This is a genomic window from Meiothermus sp. (genome assembly GCF_026004075.1).
Taxonomy (GTDB): Bacteria; Deinococcota; Deinococci; order Deinococcales; family Thermaceae; genus Meiothermus.
Genome location: NZ_BPIK01000001.1, coordinates 116,090 through 137,599 on the forward strand (window position 1 = coordinate 116,090; position 21,510 = coordinate 137,599).

General features: G+C 62.8%; 22 protein-coding genes. 10 read left to right on the forward strand and 12 right to left on the reverse strand.

Annotation, left to right across the window (positions count from 1 at the left end):
* Positions 1–113: 113 nt before the first annotated feature.
* The 3 genes from Q0X18_RS00560 to nikB form a co-directional block, all read right to left on the reverse strand.
* Positions 114–1,631: an ABC transporter substrate-binding protein gene (locus tag Q0X18_RS00560; RefSeq protein ID WP_297557272.1), complete on the reverse strand. Its 1,518-nt coding sequence runs from the start codon at positions 1,629–1,631 to the stop codon at positions 114–116.
* A gap of 41 nt (positions 1,632–1,672) precedes the next feature.
* On the reverse strand, positions 1,673–2,533 hold the full coding sequence (locus tag Q0X18_RS00565; RefSeq protein ID WP_297557275.1) for an ABC transporter permease: 861 nt from the start codon (positions 2,531–2,533) through the stop codon (positions 1,673–1,675).
* 66 nt (positions 2,534–2,599) lie between these two features.
* Positions 2,600–3,550, reverse strand: coding sequence for a nickel ABC transporter permease (gene nikB / locus Q0X18_RS00570; protein WP_297557277.1), 951 nt, complete (start codon positions 3,548–3,550; stop codon positions 2,600–2,602).
* A gap of 109 nt (positions 3,551–3,659) precedes the next feature.
* Between nikB and Q0X18_RS00575 the strand changes: the two genes are divergently transcribed.
* The 7 genes from Q0X18_RS00575 to Q0X18_RS00605 all read left to right on the forward strand — a co-directional run bounded on the left by Q0X18_RS00575 (position 3,660) and on the right by Q0X18_RS00605 (position 7,362).
* Positions 3,660–4,241: a peptidoglycan-binding protein gene (locus Q0X18_RS00575; RefSeq protein ID WP_297557279.1), complete on the forward strand. Its 582-nt coding sequence runs from the start codon at positions 3,660–3,662 to the stop codon at positions 4,239–4,241.
* Positions 4,242–4,244: 3 nt separating this feature from the next.
* A complete protein-coding gene (locus Q0X18_RS00580; RefSeq protein ID WP_297557281.1) occupies positions 4,245–4,688 on the forward strand; it encodes a hypothetical protein in 444 nt (147 codons plus the stop codon).
* Between the two features lie 2 nt (positions 4,689–4,690).
* Positions 4,691–5,107 carry a DUF6636 domain-containing protein gene (locus tag Q0X18_RS00585; protein ID WP_297557283.1) on the forward strand — a complete coding sequence of 139 codons (417 nt, stop codon included), beginning with the start codon at positions 4,691–4,693 and terminating at the stop codon, positions 5,105–5,107.
* A gap of 84 nt (positions 5,108–5,191) precedes the next feature.
* A complete protein-coding gene (locus Q0X18_RS00590) occupies positions 5,192–5,608 on the forward strand; it encodes a PaaI family thioesterase (protein ID WP_297557285.1) in 417 nt (138 codons plus the stop codon).
* Positions 5,609–5,622: 14 nt separating this feature from the next.
* The gene (locus Q0X18_RS00595) at positions 5,623–6,537 is read left to right on the forward strand and encodes an ADP-ribosylglycohydrolase family protein (RefSeq protein ID WP_297557287.1); all 915 of its coding nucleotides are present in this window, start codon (positions 5,623–5,625) and stop codon (positions 6,535–6,537) included.
* Positions 6,538–6,878: 341 nt separating this feature from the next.
* Positions 6,879–7,115: a DUF4160 domain-containing protein gene (locus Q0X18_RS00600; RefSeq protein WP_036199308.1), complete on the forward strand. Its 237-nt coding sequence runs from the start codon at positions 6,879–6,881 to the stop codon at positions 7,113–7,115.
* Positions 7,096–7,362, forward strand: a complete 267-nt coding sequence (locus tag Q0X18_RS00605) for a DUF2442 domain-containing protein (RefSeq protein WP_081985563.1) — start codon at positions 7,096–7,098, stop codon at positions 7,360–7,362. The genes Q0X18_RS00600 and Q0X18_RS00605 overlap by 20 nt, the downstream gene beginning before the upstream one ends.
* Positions 7,363–7,430: 68 nt before the next feature.
* On the opposite strand, the gene Q0X18_RS00610 is transcribed toward Q0X18_RS00605, so the two are convergent.
* From Q0X18_RS00610 to Q0X18_RS00640, 7 genes are all read right to left on the reverse strand, one after another.
* On the reverse strand, positions 7,431–8,243 hold the full coding sequence (locus tag Q0X18_RS00610; protein ID WP_297557290.1) for a carbohydrate ABC transporter permease: 813 nt from the start codon (positions 8,241–8,243) through the stop codon (positions 7,431–7,433).
* Positions 8,240–9,364 (reverse strand): carbohydrate ABC transporter permease, encoded by a 1,125-nt coding sequence (locus Q0X18_RS00615; RefSeq protein ID WP_297557291.1) that lies wholly within the window; start codon positions 9,362–9,364, stop codon positions 8,240–8,242. The genes Q0X18_RS00610 and Q0X18_RS00615 overlap by 4 nt, the downstream gene beginning before the upstream one ends.
* Before the next feature lie 118 nt (positions 9,365–9,482).
* Positions 9,483–10,721 carry an ABC transporter substrate-binding protein gene (locus tag Q0X18_RS00620; protein WP_297557292.1) on the reverse strand — a complete coding sequence of 413 codons (1,239 nt, stop codon included), beginning with the start codon at positions 10,719–10,721 and terminating at the stop codon, positions 9,483–9,485.
* Between the two features lie 19 nt (positions 10,722–10,740).
* Positions 10,741–11,934, reverse strand: a complete 1,194-nt coding sequence (locus Q0X18_RS00625; protein ID WP_297557293.1) for an ROK family transcriptional regulator — start codon at positions 11,932–11,934, stop codon at positions 10,741–10,743.
* 141 nt (positions 11,935–12,075) lie between these two features.
* A complete protein-coding gene (dtd, locus tag Q0X18_RS00630) occupies positions 12,076–12,540 on the reverse strand; it encodes a D-aminoacyl-tRNA deacylase (RefSeq protein ID WP_297557294.1) in 465 nt (154 codons plus the stop codon).
* A 103-nt stretch (positions 12,541–12,643) separates the two neighbouring features.
* Positions 12,644–13,474 (reverse strand): DegV family protein, encoded by an 831-nt coding sequence (locus Q0X18_RS00635; RefSeq protein WP_297557295.1) that lies wholly within the window; start codon positions 13,472–13,474, stop codon positions 12,644–12,646.
* Positions 13,475–13,515: 41 nt separating this feature from the next.
* Positions 13,516–14,355, reverse strand: a complete 840-nt coding sequence (locus Q0X18_RS00640; RefSeq protein ID WP_297557296.1) for a DegV family protein — start codon at positions 14,353–14,355, stop codon at positions 13,516–13,518.
* A 258-nt stretch (positions 14,356–14,613) separates the two neighbouring features.
* Here Q0X18_RS00640 and serA point away from each other — a divergent pair, with 258 nt between their 5' ends.
* Positions 14,614–16,179, forward strand: a complete 1,566-nt coding sequence (gene serA / locus Q0X18_RS00645; protein WP_297557298.1) for a phosphoglycerate dehydrogenase — start codon at positions 14,614–14,616, stop codon at positions 16,177–16,179.
* A 17-nt stretch (positions 16,180–16,196) separates the two neighbouring features.
* On the opposite strand, the gene Q0X18_RS00650 is transcribed toward serA, so the two are convergent.
* Positions 16,197–17,780: a S8 family serine peptidase gene (locus Q0X18_RS00650; RefSeq protein ID WP_297557300.1), complete on the reverse strand. Its 1,584-nt coding sequence runs from the start codon at positions 17,778–17,780 to the stop codon at positions 16,197–16,199.
* A gap of 121 nt (positions 17,781–17,901) precedes the next feature.
* Positions 17,902–20,001 carry a tetratricopeptide repeat protein gene (locus tag Q0X18_RS00655; protein WP_297557301.1) on the reverse strand — a complete coding sequence of 700 codons (2,100 nt, stop codon included), beginning with the start codon at positions 19,999–20,001 and terminating at the stop codon, positions 17,902–17,904.
* 94 nt (positions 20,002–20,095) lie between these two features.
* On the opposite strand from Q0X18_RS00655, the gene Q0X18_RS00660 reads away from it, so the two are divergent.
* Positions 20,096–20,653, forward strand: coding sequence for a hypothetical protein (locus Q0X18_RS00660; RefSeq protein ID WP_297557303.1), 558 nt, complete (start codon positions 20,096–20,098; stop codon positions 20,651–20,653).
* 53 nt (positions 20,654–20,706) lie between these two features.
* Entirely contained in the window at positions 20,707–21,507 is an 801-nt protein-coding gene (locus tag Q0X18_RS00665) for a hypothetical protein (protein WP_297557305.1), read from the forward strand.
* Positions 21,508–21,510 lie beyond the last annotated feature (3 nt).

Sequence of the window (21,510 nt, forward strand, 5' to 3'; positions counted from 1 at the left end):
TCTTCCCGAGGTTGCACCAACAGGTTTCTTGTTTTTGCTGCGTGGCAGGGTTGCTATCCGGGATAGATAAACGAACAAGGCGAGCCCGATGGGCTCGCCTTATGGCTATAGGCTTACTGTAGCCAGGTGTAGCGGAAGGCCAGGTAGCTGGTGTTGGGGAAGTGCAAGAAGCCCTGCACGCGGCGGTTCATAGCCTCGTACTGGGCGGAGTGGAACAGGAAGGCCATGGGGCTATCCTGCAGAACCAGCTCCTGCACCTGGGTGTAGATGCGCTGGCGCTCGCTCTGGCTCGAGACCCGCCGCCCCTGCTCCAGCAACTGGGTGACCCGGTCGTTCTTGTACTTGGAGAGGTTCAGCGCCGAGGAGGGGTGGAAGGTGTTGAAGAGGTAGTCGTCGGGGTCGGCCTGGCCCGAGGTGCCCAGCAGGGTCACGTCGAACTCGCTCCGCAGGGCCTTGGGCAGGTACACGTTCCAGTCCTCGGCCTGGATGTTCACCCGGATGCCCACCTCGGCCAGGTTGTCGCGGATCACGTCGGCGGGGGTGCGCAGGAAGTCGTAGGTGGAGGTGACGTAGAGGTTCATGGTGAAGCCGTTGGGCAGGCCGGCCTCGGCCAGGAGCTGCTTGGCTTTGGCTACATCGCGGGTGTTGTAGGGGCTGTTGGTGTAGGCATAGGCCCCCGAGGGGATGGTGGTGCCACGGGCCACAATGCCGCCGGTGCCGAAGAGGGCCAGATCCACGATGGCCTTTTTATCAATGGCGTAGGCGATGGCCTGGCGCACCTTGGGGTTGTTGTAGGGCTCACGGGTGGTGTTGAAGTAGAGCGCCCGGAAGTTGGCCGAGGGCCCGCCCATCACCACCAGGTTGCGGTCGGCTTTGAGCGGCCGTACATCGGCGGCGGTAACGTACTCGATCCAGTCCACGGCCCCGGCCCGGAGCGCGGTGGAGCGGGCGGCGGGGTCGGGGTAGAAGGTGTAGGTGATGCCGTCCAGGTAGGGCAGGGGGCGGCCCTGGTTGTCTTTTTGCCAGTACTTATCCCACTTGCGCACCACCAGGCGGGTCTGGGGGATGTACTCCACAAAGCGGAAAGGCCCGGTGCCAATCACGGCCTTGTTGAGGTCGTTGTTGTTTTCTCTGGTTACCTTCTCCGAAACAATGGCGTTGGTGCTGAAGGCCAGCTTGGCCAGCAGGGGAGAGAAGGGCTGGGAGAGGGTGATGACCACGGTGTTGTCGTTGGGGGCCGTGACCGAGCGTACCAGGGCGAAGTCGTTGGCGCGGGGGCTCTTGGTGGCCGGGTCTTTGATGCGGTTGATGGAGAAGGCCACGTCGGAGGCCTTGAGGGGGTCGCCGTTGTGGAAGGTTACGCCCGGACGCAGGCGGAAGGTCCAGGTCAGGCCGTCCGCCGAGACACTCCAGGACTGGGCCAGCCCCGGCACAATGCGGCCTTTGCTATCGAGCATGACCAGGGTGTCGTAGATGTTTTCCAGCACGTTGCGGCTGGCGGTGGCGTTGGTGGTGTGGGGGTCGAGGCCCACCGGGTCGGTCTGCATCCCGGCCCGCAGGATGCCCCCCGTCTTTTGCGCCAGCGATACCGCGGCCAGAACCAGCACGAGCAGAACCAACAGTCTTTTCATTGCGCCTCCTTGTCGGTGATTATACCGGTATACAACCAACACTAAGCCTTTTGCAGCCGGGGGTCGAGGGCGTCGCGCAGGCCATCGCCCAGCAGGTTGAAGCCCAGCACCATCAGCACGATGGCGCACCCCGGCACCAGCGAGCCCCAGGGCGAAAGCGAGAGGAAGGCCCGCCCCTCCGAGACCATGGAGCCCAGGGCCGGGAAGGGGGGCTGGATGCCCAGGCCCAGGAACGACAAAGCCGCCTCGGCCAGCACCGCATAGGCAAAGCGCAGCGTGACCTCCACGATGAGGGGGGCGGCCGCGTTGGGCAGGATGGTGCGGAAGATCATGCGGGCATCTGAAGCGCCCATGGCCCGCCCGGCCTCCACGTAAAGTTCCTCGCGCACGGTTAGAACGGCGGCCCGGGCTACCCGGATGAAGGGCCCCACAAACACCACCGAGATGGCCAGCACCAGGTTGATGAAGCCGCCCCCCAAAAAAGCCAGAAAGGCGATGGCCAGCAGGATGGCCGGGTAGGCGATCAGGATGTCGGCCAGGCGGGAGATGGTCAGGTCGAGCCAGCCCCTGAAGTAGCCGGCCAGCAGGCCCAGGGTGCCGCCCACCAGCAACCCTGCCAGCACCGAGACCGCCGCTACCGAGAGCGAAAAGCGCGCGCCATAGAGCACCCTCGAGAGCAGGTCGCGCCCGTACTGGTCGGTGCCCAGCCAGTGCTCGGGGGAGGGGCCGCTGAGGCGGTTGGGGGGGTCGAACTTGAGGGGGTCCCAGGGGGCAATGATGGGGGCCAGGAGCGCGCCCAGCAGCACCACCAGGGTGATGAGGCCGCCAATGACGGCAGAGCGGTTGCGCAGCAAAGCCCGGACGACCAGGGCCAGATGGGAGTTGGGGGAAGCAGTGGTCATGATGGTAGGGAAAAGGGTGGGCTCGAGCGCCCGGTTTCAGCGCTTCTGAGGGGTGCCTCGAGTGGGTTACTCATACCGAATCCTGGGGTCTATGAGCGAGTAGAGCAAGTCCACCAAAAGGTTGACCAGCACCGCCGCGCTGGCTACAAACAGCACCGTGCCCTGCACCACCGGGTAGTCGCGCAGGTTGATGCCCTCGAGGGCAAAGCGCCCCACGCCGGGCAGGCTGAAGACCTGCTCGATGATCACGGCCCCGCCCAGCAGCGAGCCGAACTGGATGCCAATTACCGTGACCACCGGAATCAGGGCGTTGCGCAGGGCATGGTGGAAGATCACCACCCGCTCGGCCAGCCCTTTGGCCCGCGCGGTGCGGATGTAGTCGCGCGAGAGCACCTCGAGCATCGAGCTGCGCAGAATCCGGGTCACCGCCCCGGCCAGAATCAGGCCCAGCGAGAGGGCCGGCAGCAGCATGTGCCGGAGGTTTTCCAGGGGGTTTTCGGCCAGGGGCACAAACCCGGCGGGGGGCAGCCAGCCCAGGGCCAGGGCAAAGAGCAAAATGAGCAGCAAAGCCAGAAAGAACCCCGGCACCGAAAGGCCCAGAATGGCAAAGAGCGAGGCGAAATAATCCACAAACCCGCCCCGCCGGATGGCCGCCAGCACCCCCAGCGGCACGGCAATCAGCAGGGCGGTTAAAAGGCCCATCAGGGTGAGCTGGAGGGTGACCGGAAAGCGCAGGGCCAGATCCTGGGCCACCTCGCGCCCGGTGCGCAGGCTGCTGCCAAAATCGCCCTGGAGTACGGCCCCCAGCCACTGCCCAAACTGCACGTGCAGCGGCAGGTCGAGCCCGAACAGGCGGCGCAGCTCGGCCATGCGCTCGGGGCTGACGTTGGCCTCGAGGCCTACCAGGCTGGTGACCACATCACCCGGCACGGCCCGCATGAGCAAAAAGGTGATGACCGCCACGCCCAGCAGGGTGGGGATGGCGGCGAGCAGACGGTTCACGACGTAGCCGACCATAACGAGTAGCCAGAGTATATCGCCTTGCATGGGTTTTGCGCCCCAGACCGAAGCAAATAACCCTGGCCCGTGTCCTGGGTTTGCTAATGTTTAGTCAGAAAGGACTTCCATGCGAAACTATCTCACCCTGCTTTTCGTCGCCCTCTGCTTTTTGCTAGGCTGGCAGGTTCAGGCCCAGGCCAGCTTCTACAGCCGCTCCATCAGCCTCGAGCGCACCCGCCTGCAAGGCGAAGACGTGTACAGCGTGCAGAGCTTTTTGCTCAATGCCGGCTATCCCGAGGTAGGCGAACTCGACCGTATCTACGGCCCCCGCACCTGGCAGGCGGTAATCAACTTCCAGGAGGTTGAAGGGGTGCAGGGCGACCCCAAAGGCACGGTGGGGCCTAACACCTGGGTGGCCATGTTCTATAGCGGCAGCCCCAAAGCCCCCCTGTTCTCGCGCCCTTTGCAACTGCAAAACCCCCGCCTGCAAGGAGCCCTGGTGCGCAGCCTGCAACAGCGCTTGCTCGAGCTCGGCTACCGCGAGGTGGGCGCGGCCGACGGCGTTTTTGGCCCCAAGACCCAGGCTGCGGTGGTGGCCTTTCAGCGCCAGCTTGCAAGTGCCAGTGGAATAAAAGTGCGCACGGATGGCGTGGTGGACGGGGTAACCTGGGCTAACCTATTCAGCGACTTTGCCCCGGAGAAGAAGTAACTTATGCCCCGCTGGATATTCTGGCTCTGCCTGCTGGGCCTGGCCCTGGCCCAACCCCAGTGGACGACCTACTGCAATGCCCGCTTCGGCTTTTGCCTGCAACGCCCGGCCTTCATGACCCCCGAGCCACCCCCGCAAAACGGCGACGGGCAGGCTTTTCGCCGGGGTGCGGCCCGCCTGGTAGTTTCGGGCGCGCTGGATGCCTATGTCTTTACGCTGGAGGAGCAGTTCCAGCAGGCCCAGCAGAACCTGCGCGTGAGCTATAAGGTGCTGAAGCCCACCTATTATGCCGTCTCGGGCCTTAGGGGCAACCGCGTGGTCTACGAGTATAAAAGGCTCGAGAACGGGGTGTTTTATACCCTGTACCTCGAGTACCCCACCGCCGAAAAAAACACCTACGACCCCCTCATCAAACCCATGCTGGACTCCTTCCGCATCCGGAGATAAGCGTGAAAAGATGCGTTGTGCTGGCCCTTCTGCTCTCCACCGCTTTGGCCCAGAGCTATTTTGAGCTGGGCGGCTTCCAGACCCCTTCGGGCAACATCCACTGCGTAGCTTATGTAGACCGCCTCACCCAGGAAGCAGGCCTGCGCTGCGACCTGCTCAAAAACCAGGCCCGCCCCCCGGCCAAGCCCAAAGACTGCGAGCTGGACTGGGGCAACGCCTTTGGCCTGGGCGAGCGGGGCAAAGCCCAGCGGCTCTGCGTGGGCGATACCGTGGCCGACCCCCGGCTGCCCGTGCTGGCCTACGGCAAGGTTTGGAGCGAGGGCGGTTTCCGCTGCGAGGTGTCCCCGGCCCGGCTGCGTTGTACCAACCGGGATAAGCGCGGCTTCGAGCTGGCTCGAGCGGCCCAGAAGCTGTTTTGATGCCCCAGCGACACTAGCTGGCTGGGGGTTTTTAGCCTGCTATGTCCCTCGGCATATAATTTTGAAAAGACTCGATCTAGGCCTATGGAACCCACACTTGAAGCTGCTCAGGCCGTACTCCGTTCGCAACCGTTTAGTCTACTGCTCAACGCGCAGATCACATCGTTCGGGCCCGGTTCTGTTGAGCTACGTATACCAATAACCGATCCGTTGAAGCAGCAACACGGCTTTGTTCACGGTGGGGTGATCTCGTATGCCGCCGACAACGCCCTTACCTTTGCTGGAGGTACGGCGCTGGGCCCGGCGGTGGTCACCTCCGAGTACAAAATCAACTACATCCGTCCGGCCAAAGGCCAGGCGCTGGTGGCCCGCGCCAACGTGGTGCACGCGGGCAAAAGCCAGGCGGTTTGCCAGTGCCAGGTGTTTGTGGTTGTAGATGATAGAGAAATTCTGTGTGCGCTGGCTCAGGGAACCATCGTTTCTATGAGCCAGCCAAAGTGAGGCAGGGCTTAGATATGAGCCTACAAGACCGCTTCCGTGGCTGCCTCCTGGGCCTTGCGGTTGGCGATGCGGTGGGGGCGGCGGTGGAGTTTCGCCCTCGAGGTAGCTTCGAGCCGCTCACCGATATGGTGGGTGGGGGCCCCTTCCATCTCCTTCCCGGCCAGTGGACCGACGACACCTCGATGGCGCTGTGCCTGGCTACCAGCCTGAAGGAGCGCGGCGGGTTCGATGCCCTCGACCAGATGAACCGGTACTGCCTGTGGCAGGAAACCGGCTACCTGAGCAGCACGGGAAGCTGTTTTGATATCGGTACAACCGTCCGTACCGCCCTGGACAGGTTTCGACAAACCAAAGACCCCTATGCGGGCTCGAGCCACCCCCACACTGCGGGCAACGGCTGCATCATGCGGCTGGCCCCGGTGCCCATGTTCTATTTCCCGAACCTACAGGCAGCAGAGCACTACGCGGCCGAGAGCGCCCGAACCACCCACGGGGCCGCCGAGTGCCTCGATGCCTGCCGGCTGCTGGCCCGCATCATCTGCCGGGCGCTTTTGGGCAGGCCCAAGGACGAAGTGGTGCTGGCCGACAGCAACACCTTTACCGGGGCGGAGAAGATTGTGGCCATCGCCCAGGGGGCCTACCTCGAGAAACCCAGGGAGGCGCTTCGCGGCACCGGGTATGTGGTCGAGAGCCTCGAGGCGGCCTTGTGGTGCTTTGTGCATACCAACAGCTTTGCCGAGGCAGTCTTGGCGGCGGCCAACCTGGGCGAGGATGCCGACACCACCGCTGCGGTATGCGGGCAGGTAGCAGGGGCCTACTACGGCGCTCAAGGAATCCCAACTGCATGGCTGGAACGCCTGGCGCTGGGCTCGGAAATCACCGCGCTGGCCGATAGGCTGTACGGCTCGAGCCAGGAAAAAGCGGGCTGAACTTGATTCAGCCCTACTTGCCAAGGCACTCGCGAAAAACCAAAAGCGAACAAAAACAAGCCAGACTATTCGATGTTGTCGCCTAGAAGACGAATCCGAATGGCTTCTCATACCGGTTCCGATTGAACCCTTCACCTTTGGGTGTCATCAAAGGCGAAGGGTTCGAGCCGACCGAAGGGAGTAGGAGTATATTCCGGCAGTATCGTTTGGGCTTTCAAAAGTGAAGGATACTGCCGGAATGCGTATCACACTAAGCTCAGAAATGGGAAAGCTAAATTGTTCCTTGACTGTCAACGTCCGCCGTTGCGGTATAACCACGCGCCAGGCGCTAAGATAAATATGTGCCTACGGTTTTGCGTATCGGCCCGTATCGTTTTTTCTTCTATGCCAACGAGAATGAGGAGCCTGCACATATCCATGTTCAGCGAGACCGCGCTTTGGCAAAGTTTTGGCTTAAACCCGTGGCATATGCGAGCAGTAGCGGCTTTTCTGCGCAGGAGCTATCGAAGCTGCTCAAGCTTGTAGAAGAAAACAAGGAAGTGTTTGAGGAGGCATGGAATGAGTTCTTTAGCCGCTAAACCTATTCTTGCCAGTGCAGTCGAGTGCACCGAGGACGAACTTATCGTCACACTATCGGACGGCCGACGTTTGGCTGTGCCCATCGTCTGGTTTCCCCGCCTGGCAAAAGCCGATCCGCAGGAGCGTGCCGAGTATGAGTTGCTCGGTAATGGGGAGGGCATTCACTGGCCCAGAATTGACGAAGATATCTCCGTTGCAGGGCTTCTTGAGGGTAGGCCTTCGGTTGAGTTTCGGCGCAGCGGATGACACGTTTGGCAAAGGACGTAACCAGGCTGCTCCTGAGCGCCTTGGGCAAACCCTAAAGCCTGGCTGTCCTACCCCTTCACCGACCCCGCCAAAAGCCCCCGGATGAAGTAGCGGCCCAGGAAGATATACACCAATAGCGTTGGTAGCGCTGCTAGCAAGGCGCCGGCCATGGGGAGGTTCCACTTGACCGCCTCGCCGCCGGCGAGCTGGGCCAGCGCCACCGTAATGGGCTGGTTGGCGGGGCTGCTCACCAGGGTTACGGCGAACAAAAACTCGTTCCAGATTTGCGTAAACTGCCAGATGATCACCACCACAAACCCCGGCACCGAGAGCGGAAACACGATGCGGCTGTAGATGCCGAAGAAGCCCGCGCCGTCGATGCGCCCGGCTTCGATCATCTCGTCGGGGATTTCGGCGTAGTAGTTGCGGAAGATCAGGGTGGTGATGGGCAGGCCGTACACCACGTGCACCAGAATCAGGCCCCACAGGCTACCGCCCAGCCCAATCTCGCGCACAAACTGGAACAGGGGAATCAACACCGCTTGGTAGGGAATAAACATCCCAAAGAGCATCAGCGGGAAGACGATGTTGGCCCCAGGGAACTTCCATTTGGCCAGCACGTAGCCGTTCAGGGAGCCCAGCAGGGCCGAGAGGATGGTGGCGGTGATGGTGAGGAAGAAGCTGTTTTGCAGCTTGGGTGCAAAGGCCGTCCAGGCCTGGGTGAAGCTCTCCCAGTACCAGACCTGGGGTAGTTGCCAGGTGCTGCTCAGGGTGATGGCCGAGGGTTCCTTGAACGCGGTGACGATAACCAGGTACACCGGCAGCAGGAAAAACAGCGTAGCGATAAACAGAACTGTGTATTGCAGGACGCGCCCGATCATCGCCGCACCTCGCTTTTGAGCTGGCTGTACAGGTAGGGCACAATCACGGCAGCTACCAGCAATAGCAGAATCATGCCGATGGCCGCGCCTTTGGCAATCTGATTGGCCCGGAAGGTGGTCAGGTACATGAGCAGGGCCGGCACGTCGGTGGGGGCGTTGTCGGCCCCGGCCATGGCAAAAATCAGGTCGAAGATTTTGAGGGAGATGTGGCCCAGGATAATCATGGCCGAGAGGGTGATGGGGGCCAGCAACGGGAAGATCACCCGCTGGTAGAGCTGCCACTCCGAGGCCCCGTCTACCCGCGCAGCCTCGCGCAACTCCTCGGGGATGCCGCGCAGCCCGGCCAGGTAGAGGGCCATGGTGTAGCCCGACATCTGCCAGACTGCCGCCAGAATGATGCCGATAAAGGCCAGGTTGAAGCCGTGGGGCTCGTCGTAGGGGAGGGGTTGCAGGCTACGGCCCAGGGTGAAGGCCCACAAGAGCAGCAAGGCTGCCGAGCCGGAGGCGATGTAACCCCGCCGCCGCTCACCCCCTCTAAAGGCCGTGATAGCGATAAATATCAGCACAGCGCTCACCACCAGGGCGGTGATGAAAGGCAGGTCGTTCCAGCTTACCTGCCAGATTTGCTCGCGGCTGGTCAGCCAGGCAAACTCGCCCTTGGGCAGCCCTACCAGGGTGGGAAGCTGGTTGACGCCGCCCTGCGGCTGTAGCATCCAGCGCCAGATGGTGCCGGTGACGATGAACGAGAGCGACATGGGGAACAAAAAGATGGTGCGGAAAAACCCCTCGCCCCGGGGGCTTCGGTCGAGCACGATGGCCAGCCCCAGGCCCACACTCAGGCAGCCCAGGATAAAAAACACCGTGAAGAAAAAGGTGTTCACTAAGTCCTGACGGAAGCGAGAATCTACCAGGCCCGTAAAGAGTTCGCGGTAGTTTTCAAAGCCGATGAAGCGAATCTGCGGGTTGGCCGAGAGGGCCTGGGCCGGGTCTTTGCCCCAGTCGGTGAGGGAGGTATAAAAGGTCTGAAAGATAAAACCGTACACGAAAATGCCCAGCAGCACCAGCGAGGGCAGGATGACCAGGAAGCCGTACAGGGTATCTTTGTTGTTGAACCAGCGCATTTTCACCTCTGGGGCGGGTACTGCGTTTGAAGAAAAAATCCCGGTTCTTGGTTTGTTTGCCTAAAAATATGGCTCTTGGAAAAGAAGGGGCAGGCCTTCGGGCCTGCCCCGGCGAAGCTTACTGACCCAGACGTACCTGGGTGGCGATGGCCTGGGCAGCGTTGGCCGCGGCCTGGGCGTTGCGGCTCGAGAGGTAGATTTCCATCACGGTGCCAAACTGGCTCATGAAGGACTCGGGGGCCACCGCGCCGTGCACCAGCGAGCCTACGATGCGGTTGGACTTCCAGTCGCGCATGGCCGACTGCAGGTAGGCATTGTACTTGCTGGGGTCGGAGTCGGTGCGGGCGGCAATGGAGCCCTTGAGCGGGTTGAAGGTATCCTGGCCTTCTTTGGAGCCCAGAAGCCGCAGCCAGTTGAGCGCGTTGGTGCGGTTCTTCACGCCTTTGGGCAGGCCGAAGGAGTCGGAGAGCATCATGAACACGCCGGCGGTGCCGGGGGCGGGGGCCCAGCCGAAGCCTTCGCCGGGTTTGAGGCCCTTGGTGGTGGTCATGTAGCCAGCGGCCCAGTCGCCCATGATGTTGAAGGCGGCCTGGCCCTCGAGCACCCGGTCTACAGCCTGCTGCCAGCTCAGGCCCGAGGCGTCCTTGTTGGCGCAGTCCAGCACCCGGCCAAAGGTGTTCCACACCGCGACTGCTTTGGGGTCGTTGAAGCGCAGTTTGCCGGTCCAGAGGTTGGCGTAGTCGGCGGCGCCCAGCACACCCAGGGCCACCGACTCCCACAGGTGCTGTTGCGTCCAGTTCTCGCCCAGGGCCAGGGGGGCCTCGAGGCCCTTGCTTTTGAGGGTCTGGCAGACGGTCAGGAACTCGGCCCAGGTTTTGGGCGGCTGCACCCCCCATTCGCGCAGCTTGGCTGGGACGTACCACATTACGTTGGAACGGTGGATGTTGACCGGCACGCTGTAGATCTTGCCCTTGTAGGAGAGCAGGTCAATGAGCCCTTTGGGGAACTTGGTCATCCAGCCTTCCTGGTTGAAAAGCCCGGTCAGGTCTTCCATGCGGTCGGCCACCACCCAGGTGCCGATGAGCTCCTGCCCGGCGTGCACCTGGAAGCTATCGGGGGGGTCGCCACCCAGCATGCGGGTTTTGAGCACGGCCCGGGCATTCACGCCGGAGCCGCCCGTGACGGTGGCGTTGATGACCTCTACGTTGGGGTAGCGTTTCTTGTACAGATCAATCAGGGCTTGCAGTGCGGGGCCTTCGTCGCCGGCCCACCAGGAAAAGATCTCCAGTTTTCCCGACTGGGCCAGCCCCACAGTGCCGAGGGCCAGGGCCGCCAGGGTTAGGAATAACTTCTTCATGGGTGTCCTCCTATTAGGTTTATACGCCAATGGTTGACCGGGTTCCCAGGGGGGAGATTGGCGGGCTCCACTCCCCGGTTCCACCATTTGCTAAAAAGCGCTGCAGCACCAGGGCCGCAGCACCCATAGCCGGAGCCAGATGTCCGAACGCGCTGGGTTTGACGGGTATTTCGGCGTGTTCGGGGATAAAAGCCAGGTTGCGGATGGTCTGGCGCAGGGGGGCCTCGAGCCACTTCCAGGCCTCGGCCCCGGCCCCGCCCAGCACCACCACCGCCGGATCGAAGGCGACGCACAGGTTGACCACAAAGCGCCCCAGCTCGTAGGCCAGGTTTTGCAGGGCCTGCAGGGCGTAGGGGTCTTGTTGCTCGGCCCGCTGCAGGATGCCCCAGAAGCCTTCTTTGCGGTTGCTGGCGGCCTGGTAGCGTTCCACCATGGCCCGCAGCGACAGGGTGTCCTCCACATCCCCGGCGCGGCTGCGGCTGTGGGGCTGGCCGGTGAGCCAGTGGCCCAGCTCACCGGCAGCCCCCAGGCGGCCCCGGTAGACCTGGCCGTCCACCACCAGGCCGGTGCCCAGGCCGGTGGTCATGACCACGTAGACCAGCGGGCTTTGCTGTTCGCCCCAGAAGGTCTCGCCCAGGGCAGCGGCGTTGGCGTCGTTGTCTACCAGGGTGGGCACTTTGAGCAGGGCCTCGAGCATCTCCGCAGGCTGCTCGTTGCGCCAGCCGGGGCCCGGCGCATAAATGAGGTTTCGCCCGTTGACCACCCCAGGGATGGCCAGCCCGACCCCCAGCAAATGGGTGGAATCGGAAAGCCGGTTCTGCACCTGCTCGGCTAGCTTGGATAGCCGCTCGGCTAGCGGGGTGTGGGGGCTTTCGACCCAGTCCCATTCGTCGTGGATGGTGTTATTCAGGTCGAGCAGCACGAGCTGCGTGTTTTCTACGCCCAGCTCGACCCCCAGGGCCAGGGTGTACTGGGGGGAGAACTCGAGCGCGGTGCCCGGACGGCCCAGGCCCGGCTTGTGCTGGCTGCCTTCGTCCAGCAAGCCCTCCTCCAGCATCTCCTGCACCAGCGCGGAGACCGTGCTCTTGGTGAGGCCCACCGCCCGGGCCAGTGCAGCCCGGCTCTGCGGGCCATGGCGGCGCAGGGCCTCCAGAATCAGGCGGCGGTTGAGCCGCTTGATGGCTTGTTGGTCGAGGGGCGTGGTGCGGGCCATAATCTGCCTGCAAAGACCTGGTTACTTAGTAAGTTTAGCGAACGAACTATATCCCACCGGGCCGGGCCCTGTCAATCGCCCCACAAAACCGCGGTTTTGGTCACGGCGGATGATGCGGGGCGCAATAGGCTGGAAGCGCAGCTAGGCCCGCCGGGGCCGGAGCCGCTCGGCGGTATCGAGCCAGAGGGTGACCGGGCCATCGTTGATCAGGTGTACCTGCATATGGGCCTGGAAGACCCCGGTCTCGACATGTACGCCCTGCTGGGCTAGCAGGTCGCAGAAACGTTCGTAAAGCTGCTTGCCTTGGTTGGGGGGCGCCGCCTCCACAAAGCTGGGGCGGTTGCCCTTGCGGGTGTCGCCGTAGAGGGTAAACTGCGAGACCACCAGCACCTCACCCCCCACGTCGGCCAGGGCCAGGTTCATCTTGCCTTCGGCATCGGCAAAGATGCGCAATCCGGCAATTTTACGGGCCAGGTAGAGGGCGTCTTCCTGGGTGTCGCCCTGGCCCACCCCCAGCAGCACCAACAGCCCTCGCCCAATCTGCCCGACGGTCTGACCGTCTACTTCTACGCTGGCCTGGGAAACCCGCTGAACCACCGCACGCACGGCCCAACAATAGCAGGGGAGCGAGGAAAAGGGGAGGGGAGCCCGAAGTACCCCACGGGAGGCTTCCACCTTGCAACAAACTGCGTTTTCCAAGTGCCAGGGCTTAGCGAGGCGCTGCAAACAATGCCACCGTCCCGGGGCCAGTGTGGGCGGCCACCGCCGGGCCGCATTCGCGCACATCCTCGATGACCACACCCTCCTGGCTGATCAGTTTGCGCAATTCCTCGACCCCCTGGGGGTTGTAGGCGTGGGCCAGCACCACCCGGGCTCCTTCGGGAAAGGCTTTGTGGAAGGCCTCGGCAAGCTGCTGCAAACCTTTGTGCCAGCCCCGGGCCCGCTCGAGGGGCCGCACCAGCCCATCCCGGACTTCCAGCACCGGCAGTAGTTTTAGAAGCGAGCCTATGAAATGCTGCAGTCCGCCGATGCGCCCGCCCCGGTGCAGGTACTCCAGGGTGGCTGGCAGCACGAAGCCGCGTATGCGTTGCACCAGCGGCGCGATGGCCTCTTCCAGCCGATCCCAGGGCACCCCCGCGGCCAGCTTGCGCCGGGCCTCCTCGATCACGAACGAGAGCCCGCCGTTCAGGGTCAGGCCGTCAATCACCTTGACGCGGTTGCCAAATTGTTCGGCCACCTTGCGGGCGGTCGAATAGGTGCCCGAGAGCTTGCTGGAGACGTGCACCGAAACGATGCGGTCGAATTTCTCGAGCAAATCCTTATACAAAGCTTCCAGATCGGCTGCCGAAACCTGGCTGGTGCTCACCTTTTTGCCCGCGAGCTGGGCCTGGATCACCTGATCGGGGGTCATCTCGAGGTAGTCGCGGTAGCTCTGGCCCTCGAGGATGACCTGCTGGGGAATCAGGTAGATGCCCCGCTCGAGGGCTTCTTGCGGGGAGAGGCCCAGGGTCGAGTCGGCCACGAATGCGGTACGTTCCATGTTTACCTCCTGATTTGCCACAGGGCCTCTCCCCAGCCTAACTACAGGCTGTAGGCATAAAACCCATAGACCCCTGGCCCGGTGTGGGTCGAGATCACCCCGCCAATGCTGGTGGTGAGGCGCTCCTCCAGGGGCAGCCCGGCGGCCTGCACGGCGGCTTTGAAGGCGGCCAGATCGTCGACGCTGGAGTTGTAGAGGTAGTAAATGCGGATTTTCTGGCGGCCTGCGGCCCAGTTTTTGAGGGCTTCCACCATCTCGGCCAGGGCCTTCTTCTCGCCCCGGGCCCGGCCTGCAGCCTCTACCCGGCCCTCCTTGAGGGTCAGGATGGGTTTGATACCCAGTAGGCTACCCAGCAGGGCCTGGGCCCCGCCGATGCGCCCGTTTTTCTTGAGGTAGTCCAGGGTAGCCAGGGTAAAGCGCACGGTGTGGTCGGCGCGGATGCGCTCGAGCTCCACCAAGACCTGCCCCAGATCGGCCCCCTGGTCGAGCAGCTCCTTGGCCCGCTCGACCATCATCCCGATGCCCATGCTGGCCGCCAGCGTATCGAAGACCGTCACCTTGCCCGGAAAATCCTGGCTGGCGAGCTGGGCCGACTGCACGGTGCCGGAAAGCTTGGAGGAGATGTGAATCGAGAGCACGTGGTCGGCTTTTTGCAGGGCCCGTTCGTAAGCGGCCTTGAAGTCAACCGGGGAGGGCTGGCTGGTGCTGGGCATCCCGGCCCCGGCCTTGACCCCCTCGAAGATATCGTTGGGGGTAATTTCAACCCAGTCTTTGTGAATTTTGCCCTTGAAGTTGACGTACAAAGGAACTACCTCGACGCCCATCTCGGCAGCGCGGGTCTGTAGGTCGGAGGTCGAGTCGGTTACGATGGCTATTTTCATCTTGGCTCCTGTTTCTGAACGCGCACCCATCTAAACAGCCAGAGCCTTGCCGGTCTGGTTGGGGGATGGTGGGCGCAGAGGGTGGTACTTCTTCGTGGTGTAAGTCTAGCACAGGCTTTTGTCTTTGCAAAAGCGCGGCTTTGGGACAGTGCCTTGGTTTTATATTGTGCCAAACCGCACAAAATGATAAGGTTTGAGGCGTGTTGATCTGGGGCGCACGTCCCCAACCCATCCCAAATACAACCGAGGGCCAGAGCTATGTGGAAAGTGCTAGTGACCGACGAGATGCGGCTGGGGGAGGTTAAGCACCCCCAGGTACGCCTGGACTACAAACCCGGCATGGCGCGGGAGGAGCTTCTTCGGGTGATTGGCGCCTACGATGCCCTGATTACCCGCAGCCGCACCCAGGTGGATGCCAGGGTGCTGGAGGCTGGGGTGAACCTGAAGGTGGTGGGCCGGGGTGGGGTGGGGGTGGACAACGTAGACCTGGAAGCCGCTTCCCGCCGGGGCATCCTGGTGGTGAACGTGCCCGAGGCCAATACCCGCTCCGCCGCCGAGCTGGCCTGGGCTCTGCTGCTCGCTACGGCGCGGGGCCTGGTGGAGTCCGACCAGAAAATCCGGCAGGGCCAGTGGGATCGCAAGTACCTGGGCCTCGAGCTCAACCACAAAACCCTGGGCATCGTGGGCCTGGGGCGCATTGGGGGGCAGGTGGCCAAGTTCGCCAAGGGCTTCGATATGCGGGTGCTGGCCTACGACCCCTACATCCCGCGCAGCCGTGCCCAGACCCTCGGGGTCGAGCTTTTCGACGACCTGGCCGATATGCTGCGCCAGTGCCACTTCCTGACCGTACACACCCCCCTCACCGAGGAGACCCGCGGCCTGATTGGCCGCCGCGAGCTTTACCTGCTGCCCAAAGGGGCGGTGGTGGTGAATGCGGCGCGGGGCGGTATTGTGGACGAAAAAGCCCTGGTGGAGGTGCTGAACGACGGACACCTGTGGGGGGCCGGGCTGGACGTGTTTGTGGAGGAGCCCCCCAACGCCGAGCACCCCCTGGTACACCACCCCAAGGTGGTGCACACCGCCCACCTGGGGGCCAACACCCTAGAGGCCCAGGAGCGGGTGGGCGAGGCGGTGCTCGAGCGGGTCATCGAGACCCTGCAGGGCAACCTGGCCCACGCCCTCAACACCGGCTTCGATGCCGAGGGCCTGCAACTCTTCTCGGCCTGGCTGCCGCTGGGCGAGGCTCTGGGCAAGCTGCTGGCCCAGATCACCCAGGGCCGCCCGCAGGCAGTGGAGGTCTCGTACTACGGCGAGTTCGAGAAAAACCCCGACCCCATCGCCTCGGCAGTAGCCAAGGGCCTGCTGGAGCAGGTGCTGGAGGCCGGGGCCATCAACCTGGTCTCGGCCCGGCCGCTGCTGCGCGACCGGGGCATCGCGCTGGTGACCCGGCAGGTGCAGGAGCCGCTCGATTACCGCCAGGTGCTGGAGGTGCGCCTCGAGACCGACAAGGAGACCCGCAAGGTGCGGGGTGCGGTGCTGGGCGGCAAGCCCCGCATCGTGGGCATTGATGACCACACGGTGGAGGCCGTACCCAGCGGTTGCATGCTGGTCTGCATCAACCGCGACCGGCCTGGGGTGGTGGGCAAGGTGGGCACCCTGCTGGGCGAGAACAACATCAACATTGCGGGTATGCAGCTCGGCCGCGACAACCCCGGTGGTAAAGCCCTGTTTGTGCTGGCTATTGACGAGCGCCCCCGCGAGGCGGTGCTCTCAGCCCTGCGCGGGCTGGACGTGCTCGAGCGGGTGGATTTGGCGGAACTATAGAGCATGTATTTGCAAAATTAGGGTTTGTATTGCACCCGGCCCAGGGTGCTTCCCGTGACATCTAGGGCTACATTGGCCAGGAGCAGGTTCCGCAGGTTCTGACCGGGTTTGGCCTGGGCATACAGCGCAGCGACCGCGGTCGTGAAGGGGGTTGCGTAGGAGGTGCCGCTCAAGCCCAGGTTGTCCGGGTAGGCGGCCCCTGCTGTACAGCGGAACTGGGTAGCTGGATTGGTGCAGACGTTGATGCCCGGTGCGAGAAGCTCGAAGTTCTGGGCGGTGTTGAAGATGGCTGGCTCGTAGGCTCCGCTCGAGGCGTTTACACCGAACGCCCCCACCGATACCACGTTGGGCAGGCTTCCCGGAGGAGTCGCGCCCGGTGCATAGCCGCCCGGATAGTGTAAGACAGCTTCTTTCTGGTTGCCTGCCGAAGCGATGAGCAAGAACCGGGTGGGGTCGCTGAGCTGGGGCCTTTGCAGAATCTGGAAGATGGTATCGTCGGGCAAGGGGCCGCCGTTGCTCGCGTTGGCGATGACCCTCCCGTTGTAGGGCGGGTTCATCAGGTACATCAGGGCCATTGCGATGTAGGCCGAGCGGCAGTCGCCGACCCCGTTGCAAACCTTGAGGGGCACGAGCTGGGCTTGGGGGGCGATGCTGTGGATGATGGCGGCCACGTGGGTGTCGTGACCGGCCAGGTCGTTGGTGCCGTCGCGGTCGAAATCGCAGGCGAAATCTTCGCTGGTCGGTTGACCGGGATTGGCAAAGTTGTAGCCGCTCACAAGCTGGGGAGGATTGCCCAGCCAGGCCGGATTGACCCCGCCCCCAATCACCGCGACTGTGACACCCAGGCCGGTGGGACTGCCCACAGTGGAGAAGTTAGCCCCTACCAGCGACCTGAGGCTGGTTCCTTGGATGAGCTGGTAGTTGAGCGAGGCGGGGTCTAGGTGGTGGTAGGTCTGGCCGCAGGTGGGATCGTAGGAGTTGAGGCCCCCGCCCTGATCCATGCTGAAGAAAACATTTCGGCTTACCGCCAGCTCGCTCAAGCTGTTCTTGAGGTTCTGGAGGGTCGTGAAGGTATCACGCTGACCGATGTTCAGGGTGAAAAAGCACAACTGCCCCACGGCAAACCGGTTGACCACGGCCATACCCATAAAGCTTCCGTCTTGGGAAGGGCAGTTGCTGCTTAGCAGCAAGACGTTAACCTCCCCGGTTACTGCCGAGCCGTAGGGCGTCCAATTCCTCGTTAGGAAAGGTTGGCTCAGGTTATTACCAAACACCTCGATCTTGACCGTGGCGCGGTCGGTGTACTGGACAGGCGTGCTGGGCAGACTGGGAGGCAGGGGGGGTGGACTGGGCAGATCAAATACCACCTGATTTCCCACTCTTGTCCAAACTACAGCCACATCGTTGATCTCTACCCTGGTTATGGTTTGGTTTCCCACCTCCAGACCGACCCGTTGACCCCAAGCCGGGCGGGTGGTGGGATCGGCGGAGGTAGAGGCCGCCATAACCCCATAACCCATCTCCGCCTTTTCCGAGAGGAAGGGCGTGTTGCAGGCGATTAAGACCAGTAGCATGGTCAGCAATAACACGGTTCGACTCATCTGGGTCACCTCGTTGGGAGCGCCGATGGTTGGCTGGGCATTCCTAACTACAAAGGTAGTAGGGAGGTCTTAACAGGTTCTTAACAGCAGCCTGGGAGGTTGGCGATCCTATTTCTGGCGGTCAGTTTTGCCGGGGTGGGGGTGGTAGGACGTGAGAATCCATCGAACCATCGTCTTTTCGGTACTGCTGATACAAAGCAACCAACCGACCCTCGAGGCGCCGCACTTTTTCGTGGTGCTCGAGGGTATGCGCTTTGCCAATCAACCGCTTCAGCACACCCTCGTAGTTCACCAGGAAATCCCCCACCTCATCTAGGTGCCCACTCTGCTCCATGAGCGACAGGGCAACCTCCAATACATCGGGATCGTCGTCCAAGTCGGCGAGGTGGGCCATGGCTACGCCCTGGGTTAGCAACTCACCTGCTTTAGACGCGAAGTGCAGAGCATTGCTGAAACGTGACCTAGCCTCAGCAAAATTGCGCTGGGCGGAATAGGTGTACCCCAGATTCAAGTGCAGTCGAGCGATGATTTCCAAAGCACCGGCTGCCTCGGCAAAAGGAACGGCTTCGAGGTATTGAGCCTCTGCCCTAGCCCAGTCTTTGCGGCGCTCCCAAAGAATGCCTAGGTTGAGTAGAATTCTTGCCCGCAGAAGAGGATTCTTGCCTGCTTGATCCAAGGCTTCCAGCGCTTGGCGGTAGGCTTGTTCGGCTTCGGCTCTGGCAGACTCGAGGGCGGTGGCATCCACTCCTTTTTTTTCGGCTTCCCTGGCGATTTTGTCCAGCTCTATGGCGTAATTGTTGAGGCTTCCCACCCAGCGATCCCTGGCCCCTGCGGTTTGGAACAAGGCAGCAGCTTTTTTGAAGTAGGAGGCAGCCTCGAGAAAATCTCCGCGCGACCCAGCGAGATAGCCCAGGGTGTTGTTGGCGGTGGCCTTGGCCCACAGCCAGTTCACCCCGCTTTCTAAAACGCTCCTGGCGGCCTGCTGGGCCTCCTGGGGCATTCCCCGCCGCCACAGCAACACCGACTCGAGCGCTGTGATGTTGGGGTTGCGGAGCTTTTCTGGCAGGGCTTGGAGCAATTCGAGGGCCTCCTTGAAGCGCCCCAACCGCTCGAGCGCGTAGGCTTCCAGGAACCGGCTCTCCGAGTCGGGGTCGGTCTCCAGCACCCGCTCGACAGCGCGGATTTGCTCTAGGAGGGCTGCGGCCTCGGCAAACTTGAGCCCGACCATCAGGGTTTTGGCCCTGGTGGTGTAGGCAGTCCGGGCACGGAGCAAATCCCCCACCCCGCCAAACCCCTGGGTGTGCTCGAGAATCTGGCGATACAAAGCATAGGCCGCCTCGGGCGGGGTGTGGCGGGCCAGGGCCAGCAGCAGCGAGAGACGTTCGCTGGGATGGGCCTCGAGCCAGCCCTGGGCGCTTCCTCCGGCCAATACGCGGTTATTGGCGTCTATCAGTCCTGAAAGAATCAGGGTTTCGTGGGCCTGGGAGAGTTCACCTAAGGGGGTCTCGAGGGCACTTCGCACGATGGTGAGGTTGGGCTGTTCCTGCAGGGCTAGGGCCAGAAATACCCTGCGGGCTGTCTCGGGCAGGTCATCGAGGCTGGCCTTTGCCGCCGAGCCCACCCGTCGGCTCAGATCGCTCCCGGTCTGGGCCAGTAACTGCTGGAAGCGGGTCAACAGGGCGGGTTCCAACTCCGGGGCCTCGATCAACGAATAGGCCCGCTCGGCCAAGGCTCGAGCCTGTTTGGGCTGCTGCCCCACCAGCTCCTCGGCCCGCTCGAGCATCGCCTCCTGGGCTTTCTGTGCGAAGAACTCTCGCTTCTCCAGCACCCAGTCCAGGAGTTCATCGGAGACCTCGAGCGCCTCCACGGGTTTGCCCAGATCGTGCAGAAAAGGCCCGCCGTAAAGCCCGATGGCCCGCTCGAGATCGCGCACTTCTAGGGCCTCGAGGAACTCCAAAGCGTCGCAGCCGACCTGGCTGGGCAGGGGGTTGACCCCTGGCTTGTCGGGGAAAACCTCGGCGGCTCCCTCTTTTTTGAACTGGGCCAGCACCACCGAAAGATTGCCCAGTGCTTTGGAGCCCCCTTCTTGCCAAAACAGCTCGGCCAGTTTGCGCCGTTCCTGCGGGCCCTCCAGGGTCACGTAGGCCAGCAGCAGCAAGGGTTTGGGCCGCGAGAAAGCAACCCCCTCCAAACCCACCTTGCCGAAGCTGGCCAGCTTCATCCTTCGATTGTACCTCTGTACCAGCGCACGCTGTTAAGAGTCCGTCAAGCCCCTGTCAAGAGCCCCTTGGCAAGCTGCCATCTGGAGGTGAGCGATGACAAGCTTGGGTGGAAGTTGGCTGATGTTGGGGGCTTTGGCCCTGGGGATTTTGTGGGTGGGGCGAGGCTCACTGGGTCGCGACGACCACCTGGCTGCGTTAATGGCCTTGGCTAATACACAAGGCCTGGTCGTCACCGAAGTTAAGGTACAGATCAAAAAAATCCAATCCGCAGAACATCTGGCCATCGGTGGCGCTTTGCCAGCTTCTGCACTACAGCTTTACAGGTTTGAGGGTCGTATTGCGGGTGTCCAGGCCCTCGAGGGCACCCTGCTGGGCCGGGCAGGGCACCCCCCCCACACCCTGCAGATACAGGCCCAGGTGGTGCAAGCCATGGGCTTTACGGCCCAAGGCGCCCCGGTGTTGCTGGGCCAGGCCATAGAGGTGAACCCACCCTTCCAGCGCTACGGATTTATCGGACATCATCTTGGTTCGTCGCCGGTGGCCTTTATCGAGCAAGCCGCGTTGGAGCAGGGAGTCTATTTGCGCGATACCCAGGTGTTGCGCTTTGACCTAGGCCCAGCCCATCCAGTGGAGGCATGGATAGGCCTATGAGGTTTGGGATGTCTTCCCATTGCGGTGGGAAGTTCCAAGCAAAGGAGATCGAAATGAAAAGAACCCACGCTGTATTGGCAGTCTTGGCCGCAGTTGCCCTTGGTTTGACCGCCTGCACCCCTCCCGGATCCGATACCCCACCCGCACCGACCATGGGAGCTATTGCGGAGATTGCGGCCAACCCAGATGTCAACGGAGAGGTCGAGGCCGAACTCAGGTTCAAGGCTGTTGGCAGCAGCCAGGTCTCGAGCGCCCTCCTAGAGCTCGAGGGCATCTCCTACTTCTTCCTCGAGGCCGAGGGCAGCACCCCTGGCGGGCGGGCCTTTAAGGCCCTGTTGCTCTCCACCAGCAAGGATGCCTTGAGCCAAGAACAGCCCATGCGGATACGGGCTCGGCGGGTGGTGTCGGGTGGAATTCCGTCACTGGTGGGGGCGGCGTTTGTCAACAGCCCCCAGGCCGCCGCCACCTGCTCCAGTTGCGCGGGCGTGGCGCTGGTGCTGGTGAACAAGGACAGCACCCTCCCCGGCAACGTCCGCTCGCTCGAGCTGGAGAACACCCTCATCTCCTCGTATAGCTTTGGCGTCACCCAGACCGGCACCATGGCCTTCCTCGAGACCGCTCAGGGCGGGCCTTTCGCGGCGGGGGCGGCCCTGCTGCCAGAGCAGAAGGCCTCGAGCGCCGGTCTGCTCTCCTCGCCCATCGGCGTCGGCAGGGCCGCGGCCAGCCCGGCTTTGCTGAGTGCCAAGGTTGAGGCCGTGCGCACCATCGTCGGGGTGGTGGGCAAGGCCCAGGGCACCCTGGCCCGGCCCGACGGTGCCCCGCGCGGGATCATCGCTATTCTGATCGGGCTCTAGAGC